This is a genomic window from Mesorhizobium sp. LCM 4577 (assembly GCF_001854795.2).
GTDB classification, from domain to species: Bacteria; Pseudomonadota; Alphaproteobacteria; order Rhizobiales; family Rhizobiaceae; genus Mesorhizobium; species Mesorhizobium plurifarium.
Genome location: NZ_MDDU01000012.1, coordinates 81,491 through 100,957 on the forward strand (window position 1 = coordinate 81,491; position 19,467 = coordinate 100,957).

The 19,467-nt window shown below is 63.8% G+C and carries 16 protein-coding genes and 2 tRNA genes; 7 read left to right on the top strand and 11 right to left on the bottom strand.

Going from position 1 to position 19,467, the window contains the following annotated elements:
* Nucleotides 1–17: 17 nt before the first annotated feature.
* Complete coding sequence (locus LCM4577_RS14930; RefSeq protein WP_041007110.1) at nucleotides 18–881, bottom strand: AraC family transcriptional regulator; 864 nt, start codon at nucleotides 879–881, stop codon at nucleotides 18–20.
* Nucleotides 882–1,028: 147 nt separating this feature from the next.
* Between LCM4577_RS14930 and LCM4577_RS14935 the strand changes: the two genes are divergently transcribed.
* Nucleotides 1,029–1,985: a phytanoyl-CoA dioxygenase family protein gene (locus LCM4577_RS14935; protein WP_071071970.1), complete on the top strand. Its 957-nt coding sequence runs from the start codon at nucleotides 1,029–1,031 to the stop codon at nucleotides 1,983–1,985.
* Nucleotides 1,986–2,678: 693 nt separating this feature from the next.
* Here the strand turns inward: LCM4577_RS14935 and LCM4577_RS14940 are convergent.
* Nucleotides 2,679–2,755 (bottom strand) — tRNA-Asp (locus LCM4577_RS14940).
* Between the two features lie 218 nt (nucleotides 2,756–2,973).
* On the opposite strand from LCM4577_RS14940, the gene LCM4577_RS14945 reads away from it, so the two are divergent.
* Nucleotides 2,974–3,049: transfer RNA gene (locus LCM4577_RS14945), tRNA-Val, on the top strand.
* A gap of 79 nt (nucleotides 3,050–3,128) precedes the next feature.
* Here the strand turns inward: LCM4577_RS14945 and LCM4577_RS14950 are convergent.
* The 7 genes from LCM4577_RS14950 to LCM4577_RS14980 all read right to left on the bottom strand — a co-directional run bounded on the left by LCM4577_RS14950 (nucleotide 3,129) and on the right by LCM4577_RS14980 (nucleotide 9,044).
* A complete protein-coding gene (locus LCM4577_RS14950) occupies nucleotides 3,129–3,701 on the bottom strand; it encodes a hypothetical protein (RefSeq protein WP_052457692.1) in 573 nt (190 codons plus the stop codon).
* A gap of 93 nt (nucleotides 3,702–3,794) precedes the next feature.
* The gene (locus LCM4577_RS14955) at nucleotides 3,795–4,550 is read right to left on the bottom strand and encodes an ABC transporter permease (RefSeq protein WP_040981339.1); all 756 of its coding nucleotides are present in this window, start codon (nucleotides 4,548–4,550) and stop codon (nucleotides 3,795–3,797) included.
* A complete protein-coding gene (locus LCM4577_RS14960; RefSeq protein ID WP_071035248.1) occupies nucleotides 4,547–5,320 on the bottom strand; it encodes an ABC transporter ATP-binding protein in 774 nt (257 codons plus the stop codon). The genes LCM4577_RS14955 and LCM4577_RS14960 overlap by 4 nt, the downstream gene beginning before the upstream one ends.
* Nucleotides 5,320–6,372: an ABC transporter substrate-binding protein gene (locus LCM4577_RS14965; RefSeq protein WP_198540312.1), complete on the bottom strand. Its 1,053-nt coding sequence runs from the start codon at nucleotides 6,370–6,372 to the stop codon at nucleotides 5,320–5,322. The genes LCM4577_RS14960 and LCM4577_RS14965 overlap by 1 nt, the downstream gene beginning before the upstream one ends.
* 67 nt (nucleotides 6,373–6,439) lie before the next feature.
* A complete protein-coding gene (locus tag LCM4577_RS14970) occupies nucleotides 6,440–6,874 on the bottom strand; it encodes a VOC family protein (RefSeq protein ID WP_041008744.1) in 435 nt (144 codons plus the stop codon).
* 2 nt (nucleotides 6,875–6,876) lie between these two features.
* On the bottom strand, nucleotides 6,877–7,611 hold the full coding sequence (locus LCM4577_RS14975; protein WP_041007100.1) for a FadR/GntR family transcriptional regulator: 735 nt from the start codon (nucleotides 7,609–7,611) through the stop codon (nucleotides 6,877–6,879).
* Nucleotides 7,608–9,044 (bottom strand): FAD-binding oxidoreductase, encoded by a 1,437-nt coding sequence (locus LCM4577_RS14980; RefSeq protein ID WP_071035250.1) that lies wholly within the window; start codon nucleotides 9,042–9,044, stop codon nucleotides 7,608–7,610. The genes LCM4577_RS14975 and LCM4577_RS14980 overlap by 4 nt, the downstream gene beginning before the upstream one ends.
* Before the next feature lie 251 nt (nucleotides 9,045–9,295).
* Here LCM4577_RS14980 and LCM4577_RS14985 point away from each other — a divergent pair, with 251 nt between their 5' ends.
* Both LCM4577_RS14985 and LCM4577_RS14990 read left to right on the top strand, forming a co-directional pair.
* Complete coding sequence (locus tag LCM4577_RS14985) at nucleotides 9,296–10,474, top strand: M24 family metallopeptidase (protein WP_071071972.1); 1,179 nt, start codon at nucleotides 9,296–9,298, stop codon at nucleotides 10,472–10,474.
* Nucleotides 10,461–11,687: a M20 family metallopeptidase gene (locus tag LCM4577_RS14990; protein ID WP_083354731.1), complete on the top strand. Its 1,227-nt coding sequence runs from the start codon at nucleotides 10,461–10,463 to the stop codon at nucleotides 11,685–11,687. The genes LCM4577_RS14985 and LCM4577_RS14990 overlap by 14 nt, the downstream gene beginning before the upstream one ends.
* 32 nt (nucleotides 11,688–11,719) lie before the next feature.
* On the opposite strand, the gene LCM4577_RS14995 is transcribed toward LCM4577_RS14990, so the two are convergent.
* The gene (locus tag LCM4577_RS14995) at nucleotides 11,720–12,994 is read right to left on the bottom strand and encodes a M23 family metallopeptidase (protein WP_071071976.1); all 1,275 of its coding nucleotides are present in this window, start codon (nucleotides 12,992–12,994) and stop codon (nucleotides 11,720–11,722) included.
* Between the two features lie 305 nt (nucleotides 12,995–13,299).
* Between LCM4577_RS14995 and LCM4577_RS15000 the strand changes: the two genes are divergently transcribed.
* Both LCM4577_RS15000 and LCM4577_RS15005 read left to right on the top strand, forming a co-directional pair.
* Nucleotides 13,300–14,301 (top strand): sterol desaturase family protein, encoded by a 1,002-nt coding sequence (locus LCM4577_RS15000; protein WP_040981322.1) that lies wholly within the window; start codon nucleotides 13,300–13,302, stop codon nucleotides 14,299–14,301.
* Nucleotides 14,298–15,434: a GNAT family N-acetyltransferase gene (locus LCM4577_RS15005; RefSeq protein ID WP_071071978.1), complete on the top strand. Its 1,137-nt coding sequence runs from the start codon at nucleotides 14,298–14,300 to the stop codon at nucleotides 15,432–15,434. The genes LCM4577_RS15000 and LCM4577_RS15005 overlap by 4 nt, the downstream gene beginning before the upstream one ends.
* Nucleotides 15,435–15,475: 41 nt before the next feature.
* On the opposite strand, the gene LCM4577_RS15010 is transcribed toward LCM4577_RS15005, so the two are convergent.
* Nucleotides 15,476–15,943, bottom strand: a complete 468-nt coding sequence (locus LCM4577_RS15010) for a peroxiredoxin (protein WP_071035255.1) — start codon at nucleotides 15,941–15,943, stop codon at nucleotides 15,476–15,478.
* 95 nt (nucleotides 15,944–16,038) lie between these two features.
* Between LCM4577_RS15010 and LCM4577_RS15015 the strand changes: the two genes are divergently transcribed.
* On the top strand, nucleotides 16,039–19,464 hold the full coding sequence (locus LCM4577_RS15015; RefSeq protein WP_071071980.1) for a DUF3971 domain-containing protein: 3,426 nt from the start codon (nucleotides 16,039–16,041) through the stop codon (nucleotides 19,462–19,464).
* The last annotated feature ends 3 nt before the right edge of the window (nucleotides 19,465–19,467 follow it).

Below are 19,467 nucleotides of genomic sequence, written 5' to 3' on the forward strand. Positions count from 1 at the left end.
TGGTTCCGAGAAAGGCATCAGCCGGCAAAGCGGTTGCGATATTCGCGCGGCGTCAGCCCCTTCAACGCCTTGAATTGGCGCCCGAAATTGGCCAGYGATCGATAGCCGACCAGCTCGGCGATGTGGGCAATCGGCTTGTCTTGTTCCGCGAGGAGGGCGCATGCTTCGCCGATGCGCAGCCGCGTCACATATTCGACCAGGGTCAGGCGCGTGTGCCGCGTGAACATGCGGTGAAAACCCGACGGGCTGAGCGCGGCGAGGCGCGCGAGGTGATCAATCCTGAGATCGTCAGTGTAGTGCGCGTGCAGATAGTCCAGGACGCGGTCTATGCGCGCGCCGCTCGAGGCGAGAGTGGACTGGGGCGAACGGGACGGCGCCGTAAGCGGCTCGGCCGCGTCGTCCTCGGCGAGCGTCAGCAGCACCGAGATCAGGTCGAGCAGCCGGTCCGCGGGCGGCTTGTCGAAGATCGCTTCGATCCGCGCCCTGACGCGCTCCGTTGCGCCTTGGGAGAATTTCAGCCCGCGCGCCGACCGGTCCAACAAGCCGGCAACCGGCCGCAGTTCCGTCAGAAGCCCGGTCAATGCACGCGCCCATTCGGGCCGGAACCAGATGACCATGACCAGATGCGGCCTACCGCCATCGAGCTTGCTCGTCGACGACCAGGTGTGCGGCAGATTAGGGCCGAGCAGCACGAGATCGCCATCGTCATAGCCGCCGACATGGTCGCCGATGAAGCGGCGGCCGCGCGAGTTCAGCGTGAGCGTCAGCTCATATTCCGGATGATGGTGCCATTCGAACGGAATGGTCGGGTCGCGCGGCACCCTTACCATCGACCATGACGCGTCATCGGCGACGGTGACTTTCTCCAGATATGGCTTCACGGCCGGCCTCCAAAAAAATCGCCTCGAACGGCGTTAGGACGACGATGGACGCCAGAATAGTATCATTTCAGGCCTGTCAGGGACAACATGCATGCCTGTCGTTCGGTTAGCCTCATGTGCGGCAAGACAAGGTCGAGGAGGAAATCGATGGCCCACGCGAAAGACATCACGAAGGACGATCATCCGACATCCAGCCGGGCGACGACCCAACTGTCCAGAATCAAGAAAACGCTTCCGCTGCGTGTGCTTTCAGATGCGGATTTCGCACACTGGCAGAAGCGGGGCTTCGTTATTGTGCGCAATGCGGTGCCGCAGGAAAATGTCGAGCGTCTCAAGGCGCTGCTTTGGCAATTCGAGGAGAAAGACCCCAGCGATCCGGCGACCTGGGACGTCACCCAGCGGCGCGATTACGCGCTGAAGGAAATCAACAATGCCGGCATGGTCGAGATCTACAACCATCAGTTCCTGTGGGACAACCGCATGGCGCGCCGCGTCTACGACGCTTTCGTCGACATATGGGACATGGAGGATCTGTGGGTCGCCATCGACCGCGCCAACCTCAACACGCCCAACAAAGGCAAGCGCGCGTCTCCCGGCTTCATCCACTGGGATGCCGATACCTCGCTCGAGCCCAAGCCGATCTCGGTGYAGGGTGTGCTCTCGCTGGTCCACCAGGACGGCGGCGACATAGGTGGCTTCCAATGCGTGCCCTATCTGTTCGARCATTTCGACGAGTGGGTGAAGACGCAACCCGCCGACCGCGATCCGCATCATCCGGACATGAGGGGAATCGAGGACAGGATCGAGAAGCTCGAGCTTTTCCCGGGCGACCTGATGATCTTCAACTCGCTGCTGGCGCATGGCGTGGCGCCGAACACGTCCGACGACAAGGTGCGGATGGCGCAGTACATCTCCATGTTCCCCGCCGATGAGGGCAATCTCGTCGAGCGCGAGGCACGAATCCGATCCTGGCGCGAGCGCGAGGCGCCGCAGCGCGCCGGCTTTGCGGGTGATCCGCGCGGCTGGGAGAAGAGAAACGCCGAGACGGCAAAGCTGACGCCGCTCGGCGAAAGGCTGCTGGGGCTGGTCAGCTGGAACGGGTGATGGCGGGAGATCGAGACGGCGGGATGTGCCCGCCGTTGCGTCGCCGACCGAGCTGACTTTTCTTCCCGCCAATTACCGGGGTGCTGATTACGATCACTCGCTCCCGAAGGCGATGGACTTGCCGACGATGATGCTGGCAGGCTGGAGGATGAGCCATGCTATGAGGATGCTAGTGATCATGCGGCGCTACTAAGTTTCGGTCCAAGCGAGCCCGGCTTGCTTTGTTTTTCAGGTTCGCAAGCCGGGCTATGCACCGACCGATGGGCGGGGGCTTGGGGTTTATCAGCCGGCGCGGGCGCAGACTGTCGATTTGCCAGCAAGTCCGCAATCGACCGAGGTCCTCGCTTCCAATGGCATAGGTCCGAATAACGAAAAGATATAGCCCCTTATTCCGTAGGGGCAGCTCGGTCTGGCCAGGGCAAGAATGGCAGCAGGGTAAGCCCTTTTGACCTAAAGCGCGTCGCGACCTTTCAGATTCCTCCCTGCGCTTTAGGCTTTTGACTTTGCGCATGTCTTTGTCCCGAAACCGGTTCCCACTTTCGGGAGACACGCTTTAGGCGAGCAGATCAATCGCGGACCCGGGTCCTCACTGCGACTTTCTCAGGTGGCGGCAGCGGCGGCGACCAACGCGGTGGCGGGCGCTGTCGGATTGTCAGCAGGGAGTTCAGAAAATACAATATTTCAAGAAGCTAATGGCGCGAGTGACGGGGCTCGAACCCGCGACCTCCGGCGTGACAGGCCGGCACTCTAACCGACTGAGCTACACCCGCGCACTGACGAGCACGTGTCAGTCGTGTTCGTCGTTGGGGCGCTGGATAAGGGGTTCGCCTGCGGGTGTCAAGCGCGGCATTCAAGCATTATAGCAATCAGGAGAAGGTTTTTTGACAGCGCCATCGAGCCTGGGGAAATCCGCATTGCAGGGCGCACGCGATCCCTTCATTTGGCCTTGCGAATGCGGCCCTAACTGCTTAAAGGTCCGCGCTCAAGCGGGCGATTAGCTCAGTTGGTAGAGCGCTTCGTTTACACCGAAGATGTCGGCGGTTCGAGCCCGTCATCGCCCACCAATCCGCTGGACAAGCAGGAAGTAGAACGGGGCAGCGGCCTTGCAGAGCCGCCACCCCGTCATGAGCCGGGTTCAGGCCGCTATTGCCGGACGTAGCAGCGCTTGTGAGCGCCCGGGGCGGGATCATCGCCGAAAGCGTTGTTGCCGCAGCGAACGCCGTTCCTGAAAACATCCTGCGTGTACTGGCCCCGTGCGCCGTATCTGACCATCGCGCGGCCGCGGAAATCGCAGAACTCGCCCTCCCTGGCGCAGGCGACCCATTCGCCGCGATCCGGGCGTGAGCCGTAGTCATTGTCTCCGTAATTGTCGTTATCGCCATAGCCGCCGCCACGCGCGACGAAATAACAGGCCTTCTCGCGGCCGGGAGCGGGGTCGCCAAAAAGGCGATTCGAGCACGGCACGGCCTGACGGTCGAAAAACCGCGAGGTTGTTCGGCCCCGGGCGCCGTAGACCACTTCGGTGGGATAGGGCAAGCGGCATATGCCGCCTTCATTGGCGCATCGCCGCAGCTGCTGCGCCGAGGCGGAGGCGGGGAAAAGGGCGGACGCCGCGGCGACCAGTCCGGCCAGGCATATCAAGGCCAGCGTCGCCCGGATCGAGACGTGAAAAGTTTTTAACACGAATTGTCTCCCGGTTTGGTTGTGCGCCGGCATCCTACCGCAGGCGGATTAAATGCGCGATGAATGCCTGATCGGGAGGCTGTTCCTATCTCGATATGTGGGCACGCGGCGCGGCTGCCGTCTTGCTCAGTATTTGATGATTCGCCGCTCGATCAGGACGACGAGGCAGAACAGCGCGATCGACAGCGACGACGACAGCACGATCGCCGCATAAAGCCGGTCGGACTGGTAGTTGAAGGTCGCCTGGATGATCAGCGCGCCGAGCCCTTTGTCCGAGCCGATCCACTCGCCAACGATGGCGCCGATGACGGCGGTGGCCGACGCGATCCTGAGCGAGGAGAACAGCATCGGCAGCGCGCGCGGCAGGCGCAGGCTCCAGAAAATCTCCGAGCGTGTCGCCGACAGCACCCGGAACAGCTCGTGCTCGTTGTCGCTGGCCGAATCGAGGCCACGGATCATGTTCACCAGCGTCGGGAAGAAGCAGATCACCGCGGCGATGACGATCTTCGGCGTCATGCCGAGACCGAAGATCAGGATGATGATCGGCGACAGCGCCAGGATCGGAATGGTGTTGAAGAACAGCACGATCGGGAAATAGGCGGCCTGAAGCACGCGGCTGTGGACGAAGAGCACGGCCAGCAGCACGGCAGCCAGATTGCCGATGACGAAACCGGCCAGCGCCTCGATCAAGGTCGGCCGCAGATTGTCGATGAGGAGCGAAAAGTTCTTCTGGAAGACGCCGAATATCGCCGTCGGCGTCGGCACGATATAGGCCGGCACGCCGAGCAGCGGCAGCAAGTATTGCCAGGCGAGCAGGATCGAAGCCGCGCCAAGGACGGGGAGCGCAATGGTCATTTGCGGAGAGAGCGGCGCCTGTCTCACGATGCGCGCTCCAGCGCCATGCGCAGATCGGCCATGGCGGCGACGATCGCCGGATCCTCGCGCTTGCAGCGATTGCCTTCCTGCTTGAAGGGCCGCATGTCGAGGTCCTTGACGACGCGTCCCGGATTGGCGGCCAGCACGATGACGCGTTCGCCGAGATAGGCGGCCTCGGCGATGGAATGCGTGACGAAAAGGATAGTCGTGCCGGCGCGCCGCCAGAGCGCGAGAAGCTCGTCGTTCAATCGGTCGCGCGTGATCTCGTCGAGTGCGCCGAAGGGTTCGTCCATCAACAGCAATTTGGGCTCGCCGAGCAAGGCACGCGCGATCGCCACGCGCTGGCGTTGGCCACCGGAGAGCTGATGCGGCAGGCGCTCACTGAGGCCGCCGAGGCCCATCAATTCCAGTAGTTCCGCGCTGCGGTCCTCGATCTTGCGCGTCAGCCTGCCCTGGCCGACACCGAGCGGCAGGCGCACATTATCGCGCACCGTGCGCCAGGGCAGCAGGGTCGAATCCTGGAAGACGAAGCCGACATCGCGGCGCGAGCGCACCGTGTGCGGTGTTTCGCCAAGCACGCTGATCGTACCTCCGAGCGGATCGAGCAGGTCGGCCACCACGCGGAGCAAGGTCGACTTGCCGCAGCCGGACGGCCCCAGGATCGATAGGAAGGAGCCGGCCGCGACGGTGAGGTCGAGGCCGGCGAGCACTTTGACGGCCGTCCGCCGTCCGCCATAGCCGACATCCAGCTGTCGCGCTTCGATCGCGTCTGGCATCACGCGGCGGGCGCGTCGAGCTTGGGCCGGTCGGCGGCCGAGAGTTCGAGTATCTTGGTGGTGTAGACATCGGCGGCCGCTGGGCGACCGTTCGGATACTGGCCGACCTTGTCGAGCAGCGCCAATTGCTCCTCGATCGAGGCTGGATCGAACGTACCCCAGCCGTCCTTGGCGGTGGCGCCGTCAAAGGAGAGTTTCAGCACCAGGTTGACTGTCTTTTCCTCCCAGCCGAGATCCATTTCGGGATAGGCGGCGACCATCTTCTTGACCGCTTCCTGCGGGTTGGCGTGGACCCAGCCCCAGCCTTTGCCGACGGCGCCGATGAATTTCGCCAGCGTCTCAGGATCCTTTTCGATTGCCGCGTCAGTCGCGAAATAGACATCGGCGTAGGAGCTCAGCCCGAGATCGCGCGTCAGCAGGTCGATGCGGTCGTCGCCGACGACGCTGAGCGCCTGCGTGTTGGTGATCCAGCCGCCGATCGCGTCGACATCGCCGCGAACCAGCGGCGCCTTGTCGAAGCCGACATTGACGATGGTCACCTCCGACGGATCGACCCCATTCTTAGCCAGGATCTCGTCGATGACAAAGCGCGCCGTCGGCTGGATGCCGATCTTCTTGCCCTTCAGGTCCGCGACGCTGCGGATCGGCTTGGCTGGCTTGGACGTCAGTGCGTAAGGACCGGTGCGGAAGCCGCAGGCGATGATCTTGATCGGCACGCCGCTGGCGCGGGCCGAATAAAGCTGTGGCGTTTCCGAGAACTGTCCAAGCTGCGCGGCGCCCGAAATGACAGGCGGAACGGTCGAAGCGTTGGGGCCGCCGGGGCTGAATTCGACCTCCAGCCCGGCATCCTTGAAATAGCCGTTGGCGACGGCCGCGATATCGCCGATCTGGCCGTTGGACATCAGCCAGTCATACTGGATGACGACCTTGCCGGCGGCTTTCGCGCCGGGGGTCAACACCAGCTGCATGCCGGCGGACGCAGCCGCCACGGCTGCCATGCCGCCTTTCACGAAAGCGCGACGATTCAATTCGAAGTCACTGTTCCCACTCATTTTTCGCTCCTGTTACAGACTTTTCTCGTCTCTTCTTCAGGCGCCGCTCCCTTCGGCGCGGCGTCGTCTACGGCTGTTCGTCGTGGTAGTCGCCAGGGCCGCCGTCGAGCCAGGCGTAAAGCTCCCAGAGCGTATCGTCCGGGTCGGTGAAATAGGCGCAGCGCGCATTCCAGACGTAGTCTTCGGGTGGGCCGTAGAAGGGCACGCCCCTGGCGCTGAGTTCGGCATGCATGCGGTCGATGTCGGCCGGCGCATCGAGCTGCACGGCGACGCAGACCTTGTGCGCGCGACGCGGCGACTTCAGGTTCGACACGCCTGTATGGCGGTTGATGTGGTCGAGTTCCCAGGCGGCGAGCGTGACGCCCTCGCCATGGAAATCGGCAAAGCCCTCGGCGCGGCGGCGCAGGCGGAAGCCGAGCTTGTCGACGTAGAAGTCAACGGTACGCTCGATGTCTTCCACCAGCAGGCAGACGTCGGAGATGCGCGTGATGTTTGCCGACATGGCTATTTCGCTCCGCCAGCTTTGTGGATAGGCAACTTGACGCCGACGCGGTTGGCGGCGCCGACGATGTGAGCGCGCATTGCTGCTTCTGCAGCCGCAGGATCGCCCGCCACAAGCGCCTCGTAGATGCGCACATGCTCGCCGACATTGATCTCGACGAGGTCGTGCAGCGGGTTGGTCATGCGGGCGTAGTGGATCGAGTGGCGGATCTGCTCGCAGACGAAGGAAATGAAGGTGTGGATGTAGCTGTTGCCGGTGGCGCGCGCGATCTCGCGGTGGAAGAGCAGGTCGGCGTCGATGCTGCCTTCTTCCCAGCGCTCCTCGCCGCCCATGCGGTCGAGCGCCGCCTTGATCGAATCGAGATGTTCTTTGCCGCGCCGCGCCGCCGCCAGCGCCGCCGACTCGGCCTCGAGGATGCAGCGCAGCTCAAACAGCCGCTCCATATTGTGCGTGTCCTTGAGCGCCTCGCGGTCGATGCGGATCGCGGCGCGCTGCTCGGGCGCCAGCACGAAGGCACCGACGCCTTGGCGCGCCTCGATCATGCCGTCGGCACGAAGCTGGGCGATCGCCTCGCGCACCACGTTGCGGCTGACGCCGAATTTTTCCGACAGCTCCTGCTCGGTCGGCAGCCGCGCGCCGGGGTTCAGTTCGCCGGATTCGATCTCGCGGCTGAGGAAGGCCGCGACCCGGTGCGGCAGCGTTTCGACGGTACCGATGGCGGCCAGTCTCTGCTTCATGGAAAAGTCTCCGTCACGGGCAACAGACAGCCGGGATTCATCAAGCCCTTAGGGTCGAGGGCGCTCTTCAGTGCCGCGACCATGCGGCGATGCGTCGGCGAAAGCCCGGCCCAGAATTCCTTTCGGCGGCTGCGGCCGATTCCGTGCTCCGCGCTGATCGAGCCGCCGAGGCCGATGGCGATTTCATAGAGCCCGGCGATGATCTCAGCGCCACGCGCACGAGCCTCGCGCTCGGCAAGTTCGAGCGGCGGCAGCACGTTGAAATGGATGTTGCCGTCGCCGGCGTGGCCGTAGGCGAGAGGAATCCAGCCGGAGTGGTCATTCGCGACGAAGCGGCGGGCTTGCTCGATCAAGGCAGGGATGCCGGAAATCTTTACCGACAGATCGGTGCGCACATGATAGCCGCGCTTCGCCTGGCCTTCGACAAGGCCCTCGCGGATCGCCCAAAAACTCCTGGCCTGCGCGGTGCTCGCGGCGAGGACCGCGTCGGTCACCAAGCCATTTTCCATGGCATCGCCGAGGAAACCGGCAAGCAAGCCGTTGAGGTCGATGGCGGCGCTGGACGACAATTCGATCAGCACATGGACTGGYGCCGAGACCGGCGCTCTCATTGCGGGGTCGACCAGCCGGGCAAGCTCGATGCATTCCGAGCCGATGATTTCGAAGGCGGAGATCAGATCCGAACAGTCGCGGCGCGCCCGATTGAAAAGCGCGACGGCCGCCTCGAACGAGGCCAGGCCGAGATAGGCTGTCTCTGTTTTGGCCGGCTTCGGAAACAGCTTGACCTCGACGCCGGTGATGATGCCCAGCGTGCCTTCCGAGCCGATGAAAAGCTGCTTGAGGTCATAGCCGCTGTTGTTCTTGCGCAGGCCGCAGATGCCGTTCCAGAGCTCGCCATCCGCCAGCACCACTTCGAGACCTAGGATCAGGTCGCGCGCCATGCCGTAGCGCAACACGTTGACGCCGCCGGCGTTGGTGGCCGCATTGCCGCCGATCTGGCAGCTGCCTTGCGCGCCGAGCGCGAGCGGGAAGAGGCAATCCCGCGCCTCGCACGCGTCCTTGATCGTCTGCAGCACGCAGCCGGCATCGGCTTGCAGCGTGAAATTCTCGGTATCGATCTGCCGGATGGAGCTGAGCCGCTCCAGGCTGACGACGACCAAGCCGCCGCCTTTGCTGTCGATGGCGCCCGACACCAGTCCGGTGTTGCCGCCCTGTGGGATCACGCCGAGCCCAAGTTCGCCGCACAAACGCATTACCGCTTGAACCTCGGCCACCGAAGCTGGCCGCAGCACGGCGAGAGCCCCGCCGCGATAGTCGCCGGCCCAGTCGCCCAGATACTTCGCCATTCCGGCCGGATCGGCGGCGATGCCGTTCTGTCCGACGGCGCTTTCCATGGCGCCAAGGATTTCCGGTGAAAGGCGTTGGAGAGTCATGAGCGTCTATGTCTGGATATTGGGTGATACATATCATCCTACAACTTACCTCAAGTCAATCGCCCCTCGTGTTCGGCGATCACGTCATCGGCTCAAGTAAGGGAGCTGACCGTGTCGGTCGGGAAGGCCGTGTCTGTTGTGCTAGGCCCTGCCTATGCGTTGTCCTGGCCGATTGCCGACCGCCAAAACCACCGCGATGGTGGCGGCAGGGGAAGCCGCCCCCGACCCGATCGATCCGGTGAGGAGAAAAGATGATTGAACTGCCTTTTGCCCGCGAAGAGTACCAGCAGCGGCTCGGAAAGATCCGCGCCGAGATGGCCAAGCGTGGTATCGAACTCCTGATCGTCAACGACGTCGCCAACCAGCATTACATCACCGGCTATGACGGCTGGTCGTTCTACACGCCTCAGGTGGTGCTTGTTCCGATCGAGGAGGTCGAGCCGGTCTGGATCGGCCGCGCCATGGATGCTGCCGGCGGCTTGCTGACGGCCTGGATGAAGCCGGAAAACGTGGTCGGCTTCCCGGAAGACCATGTTCAGCGCGCCGACCGTCATCCGATGGACTGGATCGCGGCCTGGATCGTCGCCAAGGGCTGGGGCAATCGCCATATCGGCATCGAGCTCGAAGCCTATTATTTTTCACCGAAGGCGCATGCGCGGCTCGTCGCCGGACTGCCCAAAGCGAAATGGCACGACGCCAATCTGCTCGTTAACTGGATCCGCGCGGTTAAATCGCCGCCTGAAATCGCCTATCTGCGCAAGGCGTCAAGGCTGGCCGAGGCGGCGGTCGCGCGGGCCTACGAAGTCATTGCGCCAGGTGTGCGCGAGTGCGACGCGATCGCCGCCATCCAGGCGGCGCAGATCGCCGGCAGCCCGGATTTTGCCGGCGACATCACCGCGCTGCCGCCGACGATCCTCGGCGGCGAAAACGCCTCCGCGCCGCACATCATGTGGAGCGACCGGCGGTTCGGAAAGGACGAAACGATCGCGCTCGAGCTAGCCGGCGTCTGCCGCCGCTATGCCGCCGGGCTCGCCAGGACCATGCAGCTCGGCAAGACGCCGGCGCGCGTCGCGGACACGGCAAAGGCCGTCATCGAAGGCATGGATGCTGTGCTCGATACCGTATGCCCGGGCACGACCGCTGAAGCGGTCGAAGCTGCCTGGCGCAAGGTTATAGAGCGTCACGGGCTCAAGAAGGAATCGCGCATCGGCTATTCCATCGGCGTTGCCTATCCGCCGGATTGGGGCGAGCATACGATCAGCCTGAGGCCCGGCGACAAGACGGTGCTGCAACCCGGCAATGTCGTTCATTCCATCCTGGGCATGTGGATGGACGGCTGGGGCATCGAGATCAGCGAGACCATCCTGGTGACCGAGACCGGCAACGAGACGCTGACGAAGTTCCCGCGGGATATCCATGTCAAATCCTGACCGGCCGTCTTCAGCGAGCGACACCGCTCCCGACATCGATGCCGGGATTCTCGATCGGATGATCGAGATCCGTCGCCATTTGCACCGCCACCCGGAGCTCTCGAACCGCGAAGCGGGCACGCAGCGCTATTTGCGCGAGATGCTTGCAAAGGAGGGGATCGCCGAGATTCGCGATGTGGCCGGCTACGGGCTTGCCGTCGATATCGTCGRCACCGGCCGGCCTTCGAACCGAAAGGTGGCTATCCGAGCCGATATCGACGCCTTGCCGATCGAAGAAGAGTCGGGCGTCGACTTCGCGTCGGAAAATCCGGGCGTGATGCATGCCTGCGGTCACGATGCCCATGCCGCGATGGGCTTCGCGGTCGCCGCGCATCTCAATCGCTCACCCGACAGTTTCGGCGGAACGGTCCGCCTCATCTTCCAACCTGCAGAAGAGGACGAGCCGTCTGGCGGCAAACGGGTGGTGGAGGAGGGGCTTCTCGACGATGTCGATGCCGCGATCTGCGTCCACGTCGACCCCTATACGCCATCCGGCAAGGTCGCCGTCGGCTCCGGCCCCTACACTTTGGCGTGCGATACGTTCGACGTGCTGGTCACCGGCTCGGCGGCGCATGCGGCAAAACCCTATGAGGGTATCGACGCGCTAGCTATCGCCTGCTCCATGGTGGGCGAGCTACAGAAGATCGTCTCGCGCGAGACCGATCCTTACGATCCGCTGGTCATATCGGTGACCGCCATCGACGGCGGCAACGCCTACAACGTAACCGCCGGCAAGGTTGCGTTCAAAGGCACAATACGCAGCGGCAGCGACGCCACCCGCGAGCGTGCCTGGCGCCGGCTCCGCGAGGTGCTTGAAGGAATAGCTGCAAGCCACGGCGCAAACGTAAAGATCGACATCCACCGGGGCGAACCCGGCGTTATCAACAATACCGGGATGGCGGCCCTGATCATGGCCGGCGCCAGGGCCAGCATCGGCGTAGATAATGCTCTCAACGTGCAGGGATGGAGCATTGCCGACGACTTCGGTTACTACAGCGAGAAACGCCCGTCGGTGTATTTCCGACTCGGCATCCGCAATGAGGAGGTCGGGTCGGTCTACCCGCTTCACCACGCCAGGTTCCGCGTCGACGAGGCCGCGTTAAAGAGCGGTGTCCTTACTCTGGTTTCGGCGGCAACGATGTACCTGGCCGGGCAGGAAGATCCCGGCGCTTAGCGTTTCGCCGGCGCCGGTGTCGGATCAGCCGGTCAAAGATACTGCGCGACCTTCTTGCCGACGGTCAGGAAGCGCAACGGGTCGACTGCTTCGCCGTCGTGACGCACTTCGTAGTGAAGGTGCGGGCCGGTCGAGCGGCCGCTGCTGCCGGTCTTGCCGATGATTTCGCCGGCGGCAAGCTTCTGGCCGACGGTGACATCGATCTCACTCAAATGCCCGTAGCGTGTGGCAAAGCCGTTGCCATGGTCGACCTCGACCATGCGGCCGTAGCCGCCGGCCCAGCCGGCCCTGGTGACGGTGCCGGCGGCCGTGACCTTGGCCGGCATGCCGATCGGCGCCCTGAAATCCATGCCGGTGTGCAGGGCGGCGCTGCCAAGGATGGGGTCGGTGCGCACGCCGAACGGGCTGGTCACCGTATGGCCCGGGGCGGGGTTGGCGAGCGGCAGCTTGCGCGCCTCCTTCTTGACCTGGTCGAGCGCGTCAAGCGCTTCGTCCAACTCCTTGACCTTGCTGTCGAAAGCCATTGAGGGATCAAGCGGAACCAGCGGGCCGCCGACATCGCCCTTGTCGAACTCGCTGTCGACCGGCAGCCCCGCCGCTTCCAGCGCTTGTACGATGCCATCCGCATTCTTGTAGGCGTTGTCGGCCAGAGTGGTGATGCGGGAAAGCTGCTGGTTCTCTATGGCCTTCAGCGACGCATTGATCGAGACGAACAGCTTGTCTGCACGATCTGCGGCCGTTTCGCCGTCGAGCGGGTCGGACCTCGTCGACCAGAGCGAGAAGGGCCTAGTGTCGCCCGCGCCCAAAGATCCGACGGAGTAGGTCGGCGCCTGCGAGAGGCTGCCGGTGACTTCGGCGTGCTCGTCGGGCTTGGGCGCCGCGGCGCCTGTGGCGTCGCCAACCTCGTTCTCGGCACGCTCGAGGATCGGGCCGAGCCGCCCGTGGCGCTCGCTGAGCTGGGTCTGCCTGGCCAGCAGCTCACTGACCTTGGTTTCCATCAGCTGCTGGTCGAGAAGCTGGCGGCTGGTGATGCGGTCGACCTGAGCGCGCAGCGCCGAGATGCGGTCCTCATAGGCCTGCTGCATGCGCGCCTGCCTGGCCGTCGTGGCGCCGATCAGGTCGTCGCGCAGCACCAGATAGGACGTCGCGAGCAAGTAGCCGATGGCGATCGCCGCCAGGGCCGAGCCGATGAACGCGGCGAGCCAGGGGCGGATGGTGAAATGCCTTATCTCGTTGCCCCGGGCGATGATGACCGTGTGCGGTTCCTTGCGCCTGCCGAAGACCGCTGACTGACCGGTTTGTTTCACGGGACGGAGCTTTCGTTATGGGGATCAACGACAAGCCTGATTACACATTATTAGGGTTAACAAAGTTTTGCCGTGCCGACTGCGCGGCGCCGAATGCACGCAGCACGGGCAAGAAGTTGCGCGAAAATCTCCAGGATGCGGACCTCATGCCGGGAAATCGTTGGCCATGAACACCGATGTTCTGCCAGCAGCAGCCTATAGCTCGCAGAGCAGGGCTCAGGTTTCTTAACTGTCTTCGATTGCGTTTAGTTGACGTTTTTCGAGTAAAGGCGTGTTGGTATTTGGGATTCACCGTGGCGGTAGGAATGCTGGACGATCTGGTTGGCAAGATCCTCGACAAGATTTCGGGCACCAGTCTGTTGGCGACCGGGCTTTTGCTGCTGACTGCCTTTGTCAGCGCGCTTGTGGCCTATTGGCGCACGGCCGAGGAGAAGAGCTGGAAGGAGTTTTTCGAGTTCGCCGTCCCGCGTGAGGTCATCACCCATCCCTCCGCGAAGGCCGACCTTCTGTTCTGGGTCACGAAGAAGGCCCTGATGCCTTTCCTGATGCTGCCCGCCGGAATCGTCTTCGTGACGGCGGTGGGATACGGGACCAACTGGCTGTTTTCGACACTGTTCCACTTCCAGCCGCCTCTGACCGAGGGGCCGGCAGGGCCGGTGACGGTTCTGATCTTCACCGTCAGCATGCTCCTCGCCTACGACATCTCCTATTATCTCTATCACGTCGCCCAGCACCGCTATCCGCTGCTTTGGGAACTGCACAAGGTGCATCACTCGGCCGAGGTGATGGTCGGGATCACCAAGGACCGGGTCCATCCGCTCGACGAGTTGATGAACCGAGCTTGGGACGGCATCATCGTGGGGTTCTGCTTCGGCATCTGGTCGCTGATTTCGCTGAACCTTGTCGAACTGACCGTTTTTGGCGTCAACGTCTATGTCATGCGGAACATCCTGATGATGGATTTCGTCAGGCACACGCATTTCAAGATCTCGTTCGGCCCGCTCAACCATTTGATCCTGTGTCCTCACTGGCATCAGCTGCATCACAGCGTCGATCCGCGCCACTACGACAAGAACTTCGGGCTGCTCTTCTCGTTCTGGGACCGGCTCTTCGGAACATTGTGTGTGCCGAGGCCTGACGAGGACTTCAAGTTCGGGCTGGTCGACCGCGATGTGCGCGACTATCAGTCGCTCGCAGGCCTTTACGTCATGCCGCTGAAGCGGATGTGGGGACATATCGCCAGGCGCATGCGGCCCGGAAAGCCACGGTCACGCACCTCGCAAGCCTCGGAGGGGACACGGCCATGAACGCTCCCGTTGTGCTCGCAATCCCGCGCACGCGCACCTTCGAAGTCGTGACATCGGCGGCGCGCCTGGCCGAGATCGCACCCGCCTGGAGCGCGCTCTGGCAGCGGGCTGACGGGCTTGTCTTCCAGCACCCCGACTGGATCGCGGCCTGGTGGCGCACGACCCCGCAGCAGGAGAGGCGCGCGCTCAGGATCGGGCTTGCCTGGAACGGCGACCGGCTCGATGGCGTGATAGCGCTCGCGACCTTCAGGCGTTCCGGCATCCGCATACTGGAATGGGCGGCGAAGGATCACAGTGACTATGGCGACGCGCTGGTTGCGCCCGACACCGACCCGCGGGCGATCTCCAGCCTCTGGCAGTATGTTTTTGACCAGGGTGGCTTCGATCTGATCTATCTCAACCGTCTGCTGCCGGATGCCGGTGTGCATGCCCTGCTGAAACCGGCTCATGGCAAGGCGCTTCGGCCCAATCACCGCAGTGAAATCAGCTATCGTGTCGCTGGCTCATGGCAGCGTGGGGCGGAATGGTTCGAGACGTTGTCCAAGAAGGGCCGGCAGAACTATCGTCGCGGCCGCAAGTTCATGGAAGAAAGCGGTGCATTGCGTTTCCGGCTGCTGGATGCGGAGGAGCCGCGCGAGCCGGTGCTCGAGCGCGTCGCGACGTTGAAGCGCCTCTGGCTCGCTCGCCATGGTCGCGCCTCGGATCTGTTCGACAAAGGTTCGCCGGTTCTCGCCGCGCTGATTTCGGTGCTGGCCGACCTCGGGCTGTTACGCATCTTCGTGCTGGAGCTTGACGACACGATCGTCGCCGTCTCGATCAATTTCGAGCAGCGCGGCACGATGATGGCTTTCGTCACCACCTATGATCCCGAATACGAGCGCGCCTCGCCGGGTATGGTGCTGATGATGGACTATATCCAATGGTCGTTCGACCGTGGCCTTGCCACGGTCGATTTTCTCTGCGGCGGCGAGGATTTCAAGCGGCGCTTCGCCACGCAGTCAGTCACGCTGTCGTCCATGATGGGCGCGCGCGGCTTGCGTGGCCATCTTGCCGCGCTGGCCGATCAGGTGAGCCATCGTTCGAAATCCTGGAGGACGCGGCGGCAGCCGAAGGCCGAGGCACCTGACGAGTAACGACCATAATTGTCGATTGCTTTGGGGGGCTTTTGCGACGCTCAGAGCGCGCGAACGGCTTCCAGCACGGCCTCGGCATGGCCCTTGACCCGAACCTGGCGCCAGATGCGGGCGATACGGCCGTCCGTGCCGATCAGGAAGGTGGCGCGCTCGACACCCATATATTTGCGCCCGTACATCGTCTTCTCGACCCACAGATGATAGGCCTCGATCACCTTGCGCTCCTCGTCGGCGACGAGATCGACGGTAAGATCGTGCTTCGCCTTGAATTTGTCGTGTTTCTTCACGCTATCGGGTGAGAGCCCGATCACCACGGCGCCGGCCTTTTCGAACTCAGGCTTCAACTGCGAGAAGCCGATCGCCTCGTTGGTGCAACCTGTGGTGTCGTCCTGCGGATAGAAGTAGAGTACGACGGGCTTGCCCCGGAACGCGGCGAGGCTGAGGGAGCCGCCGCCGTCACGCGGAAGATCGAATTGGGGTGCAGCGTCGCCCACCTGGAGATCAGACATGTCGATGCCCTTGTTTGCGGTTACGCGCGGGAGAGCATCGATATAACGTGAGGCGGGGATTCGTCCACGACGAGTTCGTCACAACGGAAGATTGCTTGGATCAGGAAGACCCGCAGCACGAGAAGATCAGGTTCAGGCGTGACGAGATCACCGACCTGGCGAAGCTTCCGTCCGCGTGCCGCGTGCCGCCGCTTGGCCGCGCGGCGGTGCGGCGGCGCTTTCGCATCCTCGGTCGCGTGTTTGCCGGGCTTTGTGCGCTCGTGCTCCTGGCGGCGGCGGGCGTCTATGTCCTCGGCGCCTCGGGCATCGGCACGGAGCGCCTCCGGGCCGAGGCGGAGACCGCCATCGAGAAGCTCGCCGGCGTCGACGTCCACGTCGCCGTCGGCGCGGCGCGGTTGACGCTCGACGGGTCGAGCTTCGTTGCCCTGCAGGTGAACGACGTCAGCCTGAAGACGGCTGACGGCAAACCCATGGCCGATATCGGACGCGTGCGTTTCGGCATGCGCCTGCTGCCGCTGCTTTCCGGTGATGTCCGGCTGACCAGCGCCAGATTTTCCGACGCTCATATCGTGGTGGCCGCCATGCCCTCCGGCGGCGGCGACTGGACGGCGGTGCTGCGCAACCAGGACGGCCTTGTCGATCCGGAGAAAGTGTCGACGGCGGTGTTTGCCAGCGTCAACGACGCGCTGGATGCCGTGCGCGAGGACTCCATGCGCCAGATCGACCTGCGCAATGTCGGGTTCGAGCTGCCGGACACCGGGCCGGTCAAGCGCGTGACCGTCACCTCGGCGACCGTCGCGCAGACCGGCACGGGAAGCATGCAGGCCTCCTACGATGCCGATGTCGATGGCCGGCACGCAACCTTGGTCGCCTCGGCGACACGCGATGCGACGGCAAGGCGCATTTCGTCGCTGGATGCCAAGCTCGAGATAGCCGGCCCCTCCGGCGAGGGGAATTCGACCGAGGCCGGCTCGTCCGAGGAGGGCGGGAAGGTGGGGTCGATCGCGTTGAAGTTCTCGGGCTCGGAGGCGTCGGGCGACAGCCCATCACGCCTGGCGGCCTCGCTCTCGCTCAACGGTTCGGTGCTCGACCTGGACGAACGCGGGCTGCTGCCGACCGATGTCGATGCCGATGCCACGCTGGTGGCCGGTTCGAACAAGATATCGGTCGACCGGCTGCTGATCAAAAGCGGCCGCTCCAGCTTCGATTTTGCCGGATCGATCGGACCGAAGCCGGCAGTGGCGGGGGAGGAACCCGCCTACCGCTATGACCTCACCAGCGATGGCTCGACGCTGGCACCTTCGGAATCGCCGGAACCGGCGCTTCAGTTCCTGGCCCGTATCGCCGGCGTTTACCAGCCGAAGAGCCGCAAGCTCGTCGCCGAGCAGATCGCCGTGCGCTCCGGCGGACCGGGTGAGGTGCTGGGCGCCGCCACGGTCGCCTTCGTCGACAACGGTCCGCCGGGAGTATCGCTGTCGCTCAACGTTCACGACATGCCGGTCTCGCATGTCAAGCAATTGTGGCCGTGGTTCTCGGCCCGCAACGCGCGGCTCTGGGTGCTCGGCAATTTGTTCGGCGGCACGGTGACCGACGCCAATCTGCAGTTCCAGGTCGTGCCGGGGCGCATGGGCAACGGCGTGCCGCTGACCGGCGACGAAGTGTTCGGCCGTTTCCAGATCGAAGGATCGCGCTTCGATACCGCCGGGCGCATCCCGCCGGTGCGTGACGCCGTCGGCGCCGTCGCGTTCCACGGCAACGATGTCGACATCGCGCTCTCCTCCGGCAGCGTCTATATGCCGAGCGGCCGCACCGTGGCGGCAAGCGGCGGCACCTTGACGATCAAGAACGCGAACCTGCCGATCGTGGTCGGCAAGCTCGACATGGATGTCGCGGGCGAGGCGCCGGCGATCGCGGAGCTTGCCTCCTACGAGCCGATCAATGCCATGCGCCATGTTGGGCTGGCGTCCGAGGATCTGTCCGGCACCGTCACCGGGCATGTCAGGGCGGACATTCCGCTGACGAAAGGCATGGACACCTCGACGCTCGATTGGCTGGTTTCGCTCGACTATCAGAATCTGTCGCTAGCGAAACCGTTCGAGGACCAGACGGTGACCGAGGCCGACGGCTCGATTACCGTCGGGCCCAAGCAGGCGGTGATCTCCGCCGAAGCCAAGCTCAACGGCATTCCAGCCGAGCTCGATCTCGTCGAGCCGCTCGAAGATGACGGGCCGGCGCGAAGCCGCAAGGTTACGCTGATCCTCGACGATAAGACGCGTAACGCCAGCATGCCCGGCCTGTCGGACCTGCTTTCGGGAACCATCAAGGTGGCGATCGACAAGAGCGGCGAGGGCGCCCAGCAGGTTTCGGCCGACCTGACCAACGCCAGGCTCGACATTCCCTGGGCGGGCTGGAGCAAAGGCGCCGGCATTCCCGCCAAGGTCACGTTTGACATGGCGAAGTCCGGCAGCACTACCACGCTGTCGGATTTCGATCTCGGCGGCAAAAGCTTTTCCATCGACGGCAATCTGACCTTGGTCAACGGCGCGTTGTCCACGGCCCGCTTCAGCAAGGTTTCGTTGAACCGGGGCGACGACGTCGCCGTTTCGGTGAAGCGCTCCGGCAAGAGCTATGCCGTCGACGTCAGCGGCGCGTCGCTCGATGCCCGCTCGCTGATCAAGCAATTCACCTCGGATGTCGACACCGCGACGAAGGGCGCAGGCAGCGACGCTGTCTCGGTGAGCGCCGACGTGGCATCGCTGATCGGCTTCCATGACGAGGTGCTGTCCAATCTCAAACTCGAATACAGCGCCGCCGGATCGCGCGTGAATGGGCTCAACGTCACCGCCGCGGCAAGCTCGGGCGCGGCGATCACGATCAACAACACAACCGGTGAAGGCGGCCGCGTGCTCAGGGTGAAGTCGGCCGATGCCGGCGCGATCCTGCGTTTCCTCAACGTCTACGAGCACATGGAAGGCGGCGCGATCACGCTGTCGCTCTCGGGCTCCGCAGACGGGCCGATGAAGGGACAGGTGGACGCCCGCAATTTCTATATCGTCAACGAGCCCAAGCTCGCCTCGATCGTTTCGACGACGCCGGCCGGCGACACACGCAGCCTGAACGAGGCCGTCAAAGGCAATATCGATACGTCCAGGGTGCAGTTCGAGCGCGGCTTCGCCGAGATCGACAAGGGTTCCGGCTATCTGAGGCTGGCGAACGGCCTGCTGCGCGGCCCGCGCATCGGCACGACCTTCCAGGGCACGCTCTACGATCCGAACAACAACATGGACATGACCGGCACCTTCATGCCGGTCTATGGCCTCAACCGCATCTTCGGCGAATTGCCGCTGTTCGGGCCGCTGCTCGGCAACGGGCGCGACCGCGGCCTGATCGGCGTCACCTACCGGTTGCGCGGCAACGCCAACAAGCCGACGCTCAACATCAACCCATTGTCAGTCGTGGCGCCCGGGATATTCCGCTCGATCTTCGAGTACAGGCAGCAGCCGTCCCAAACCGCGCAGTAGGGT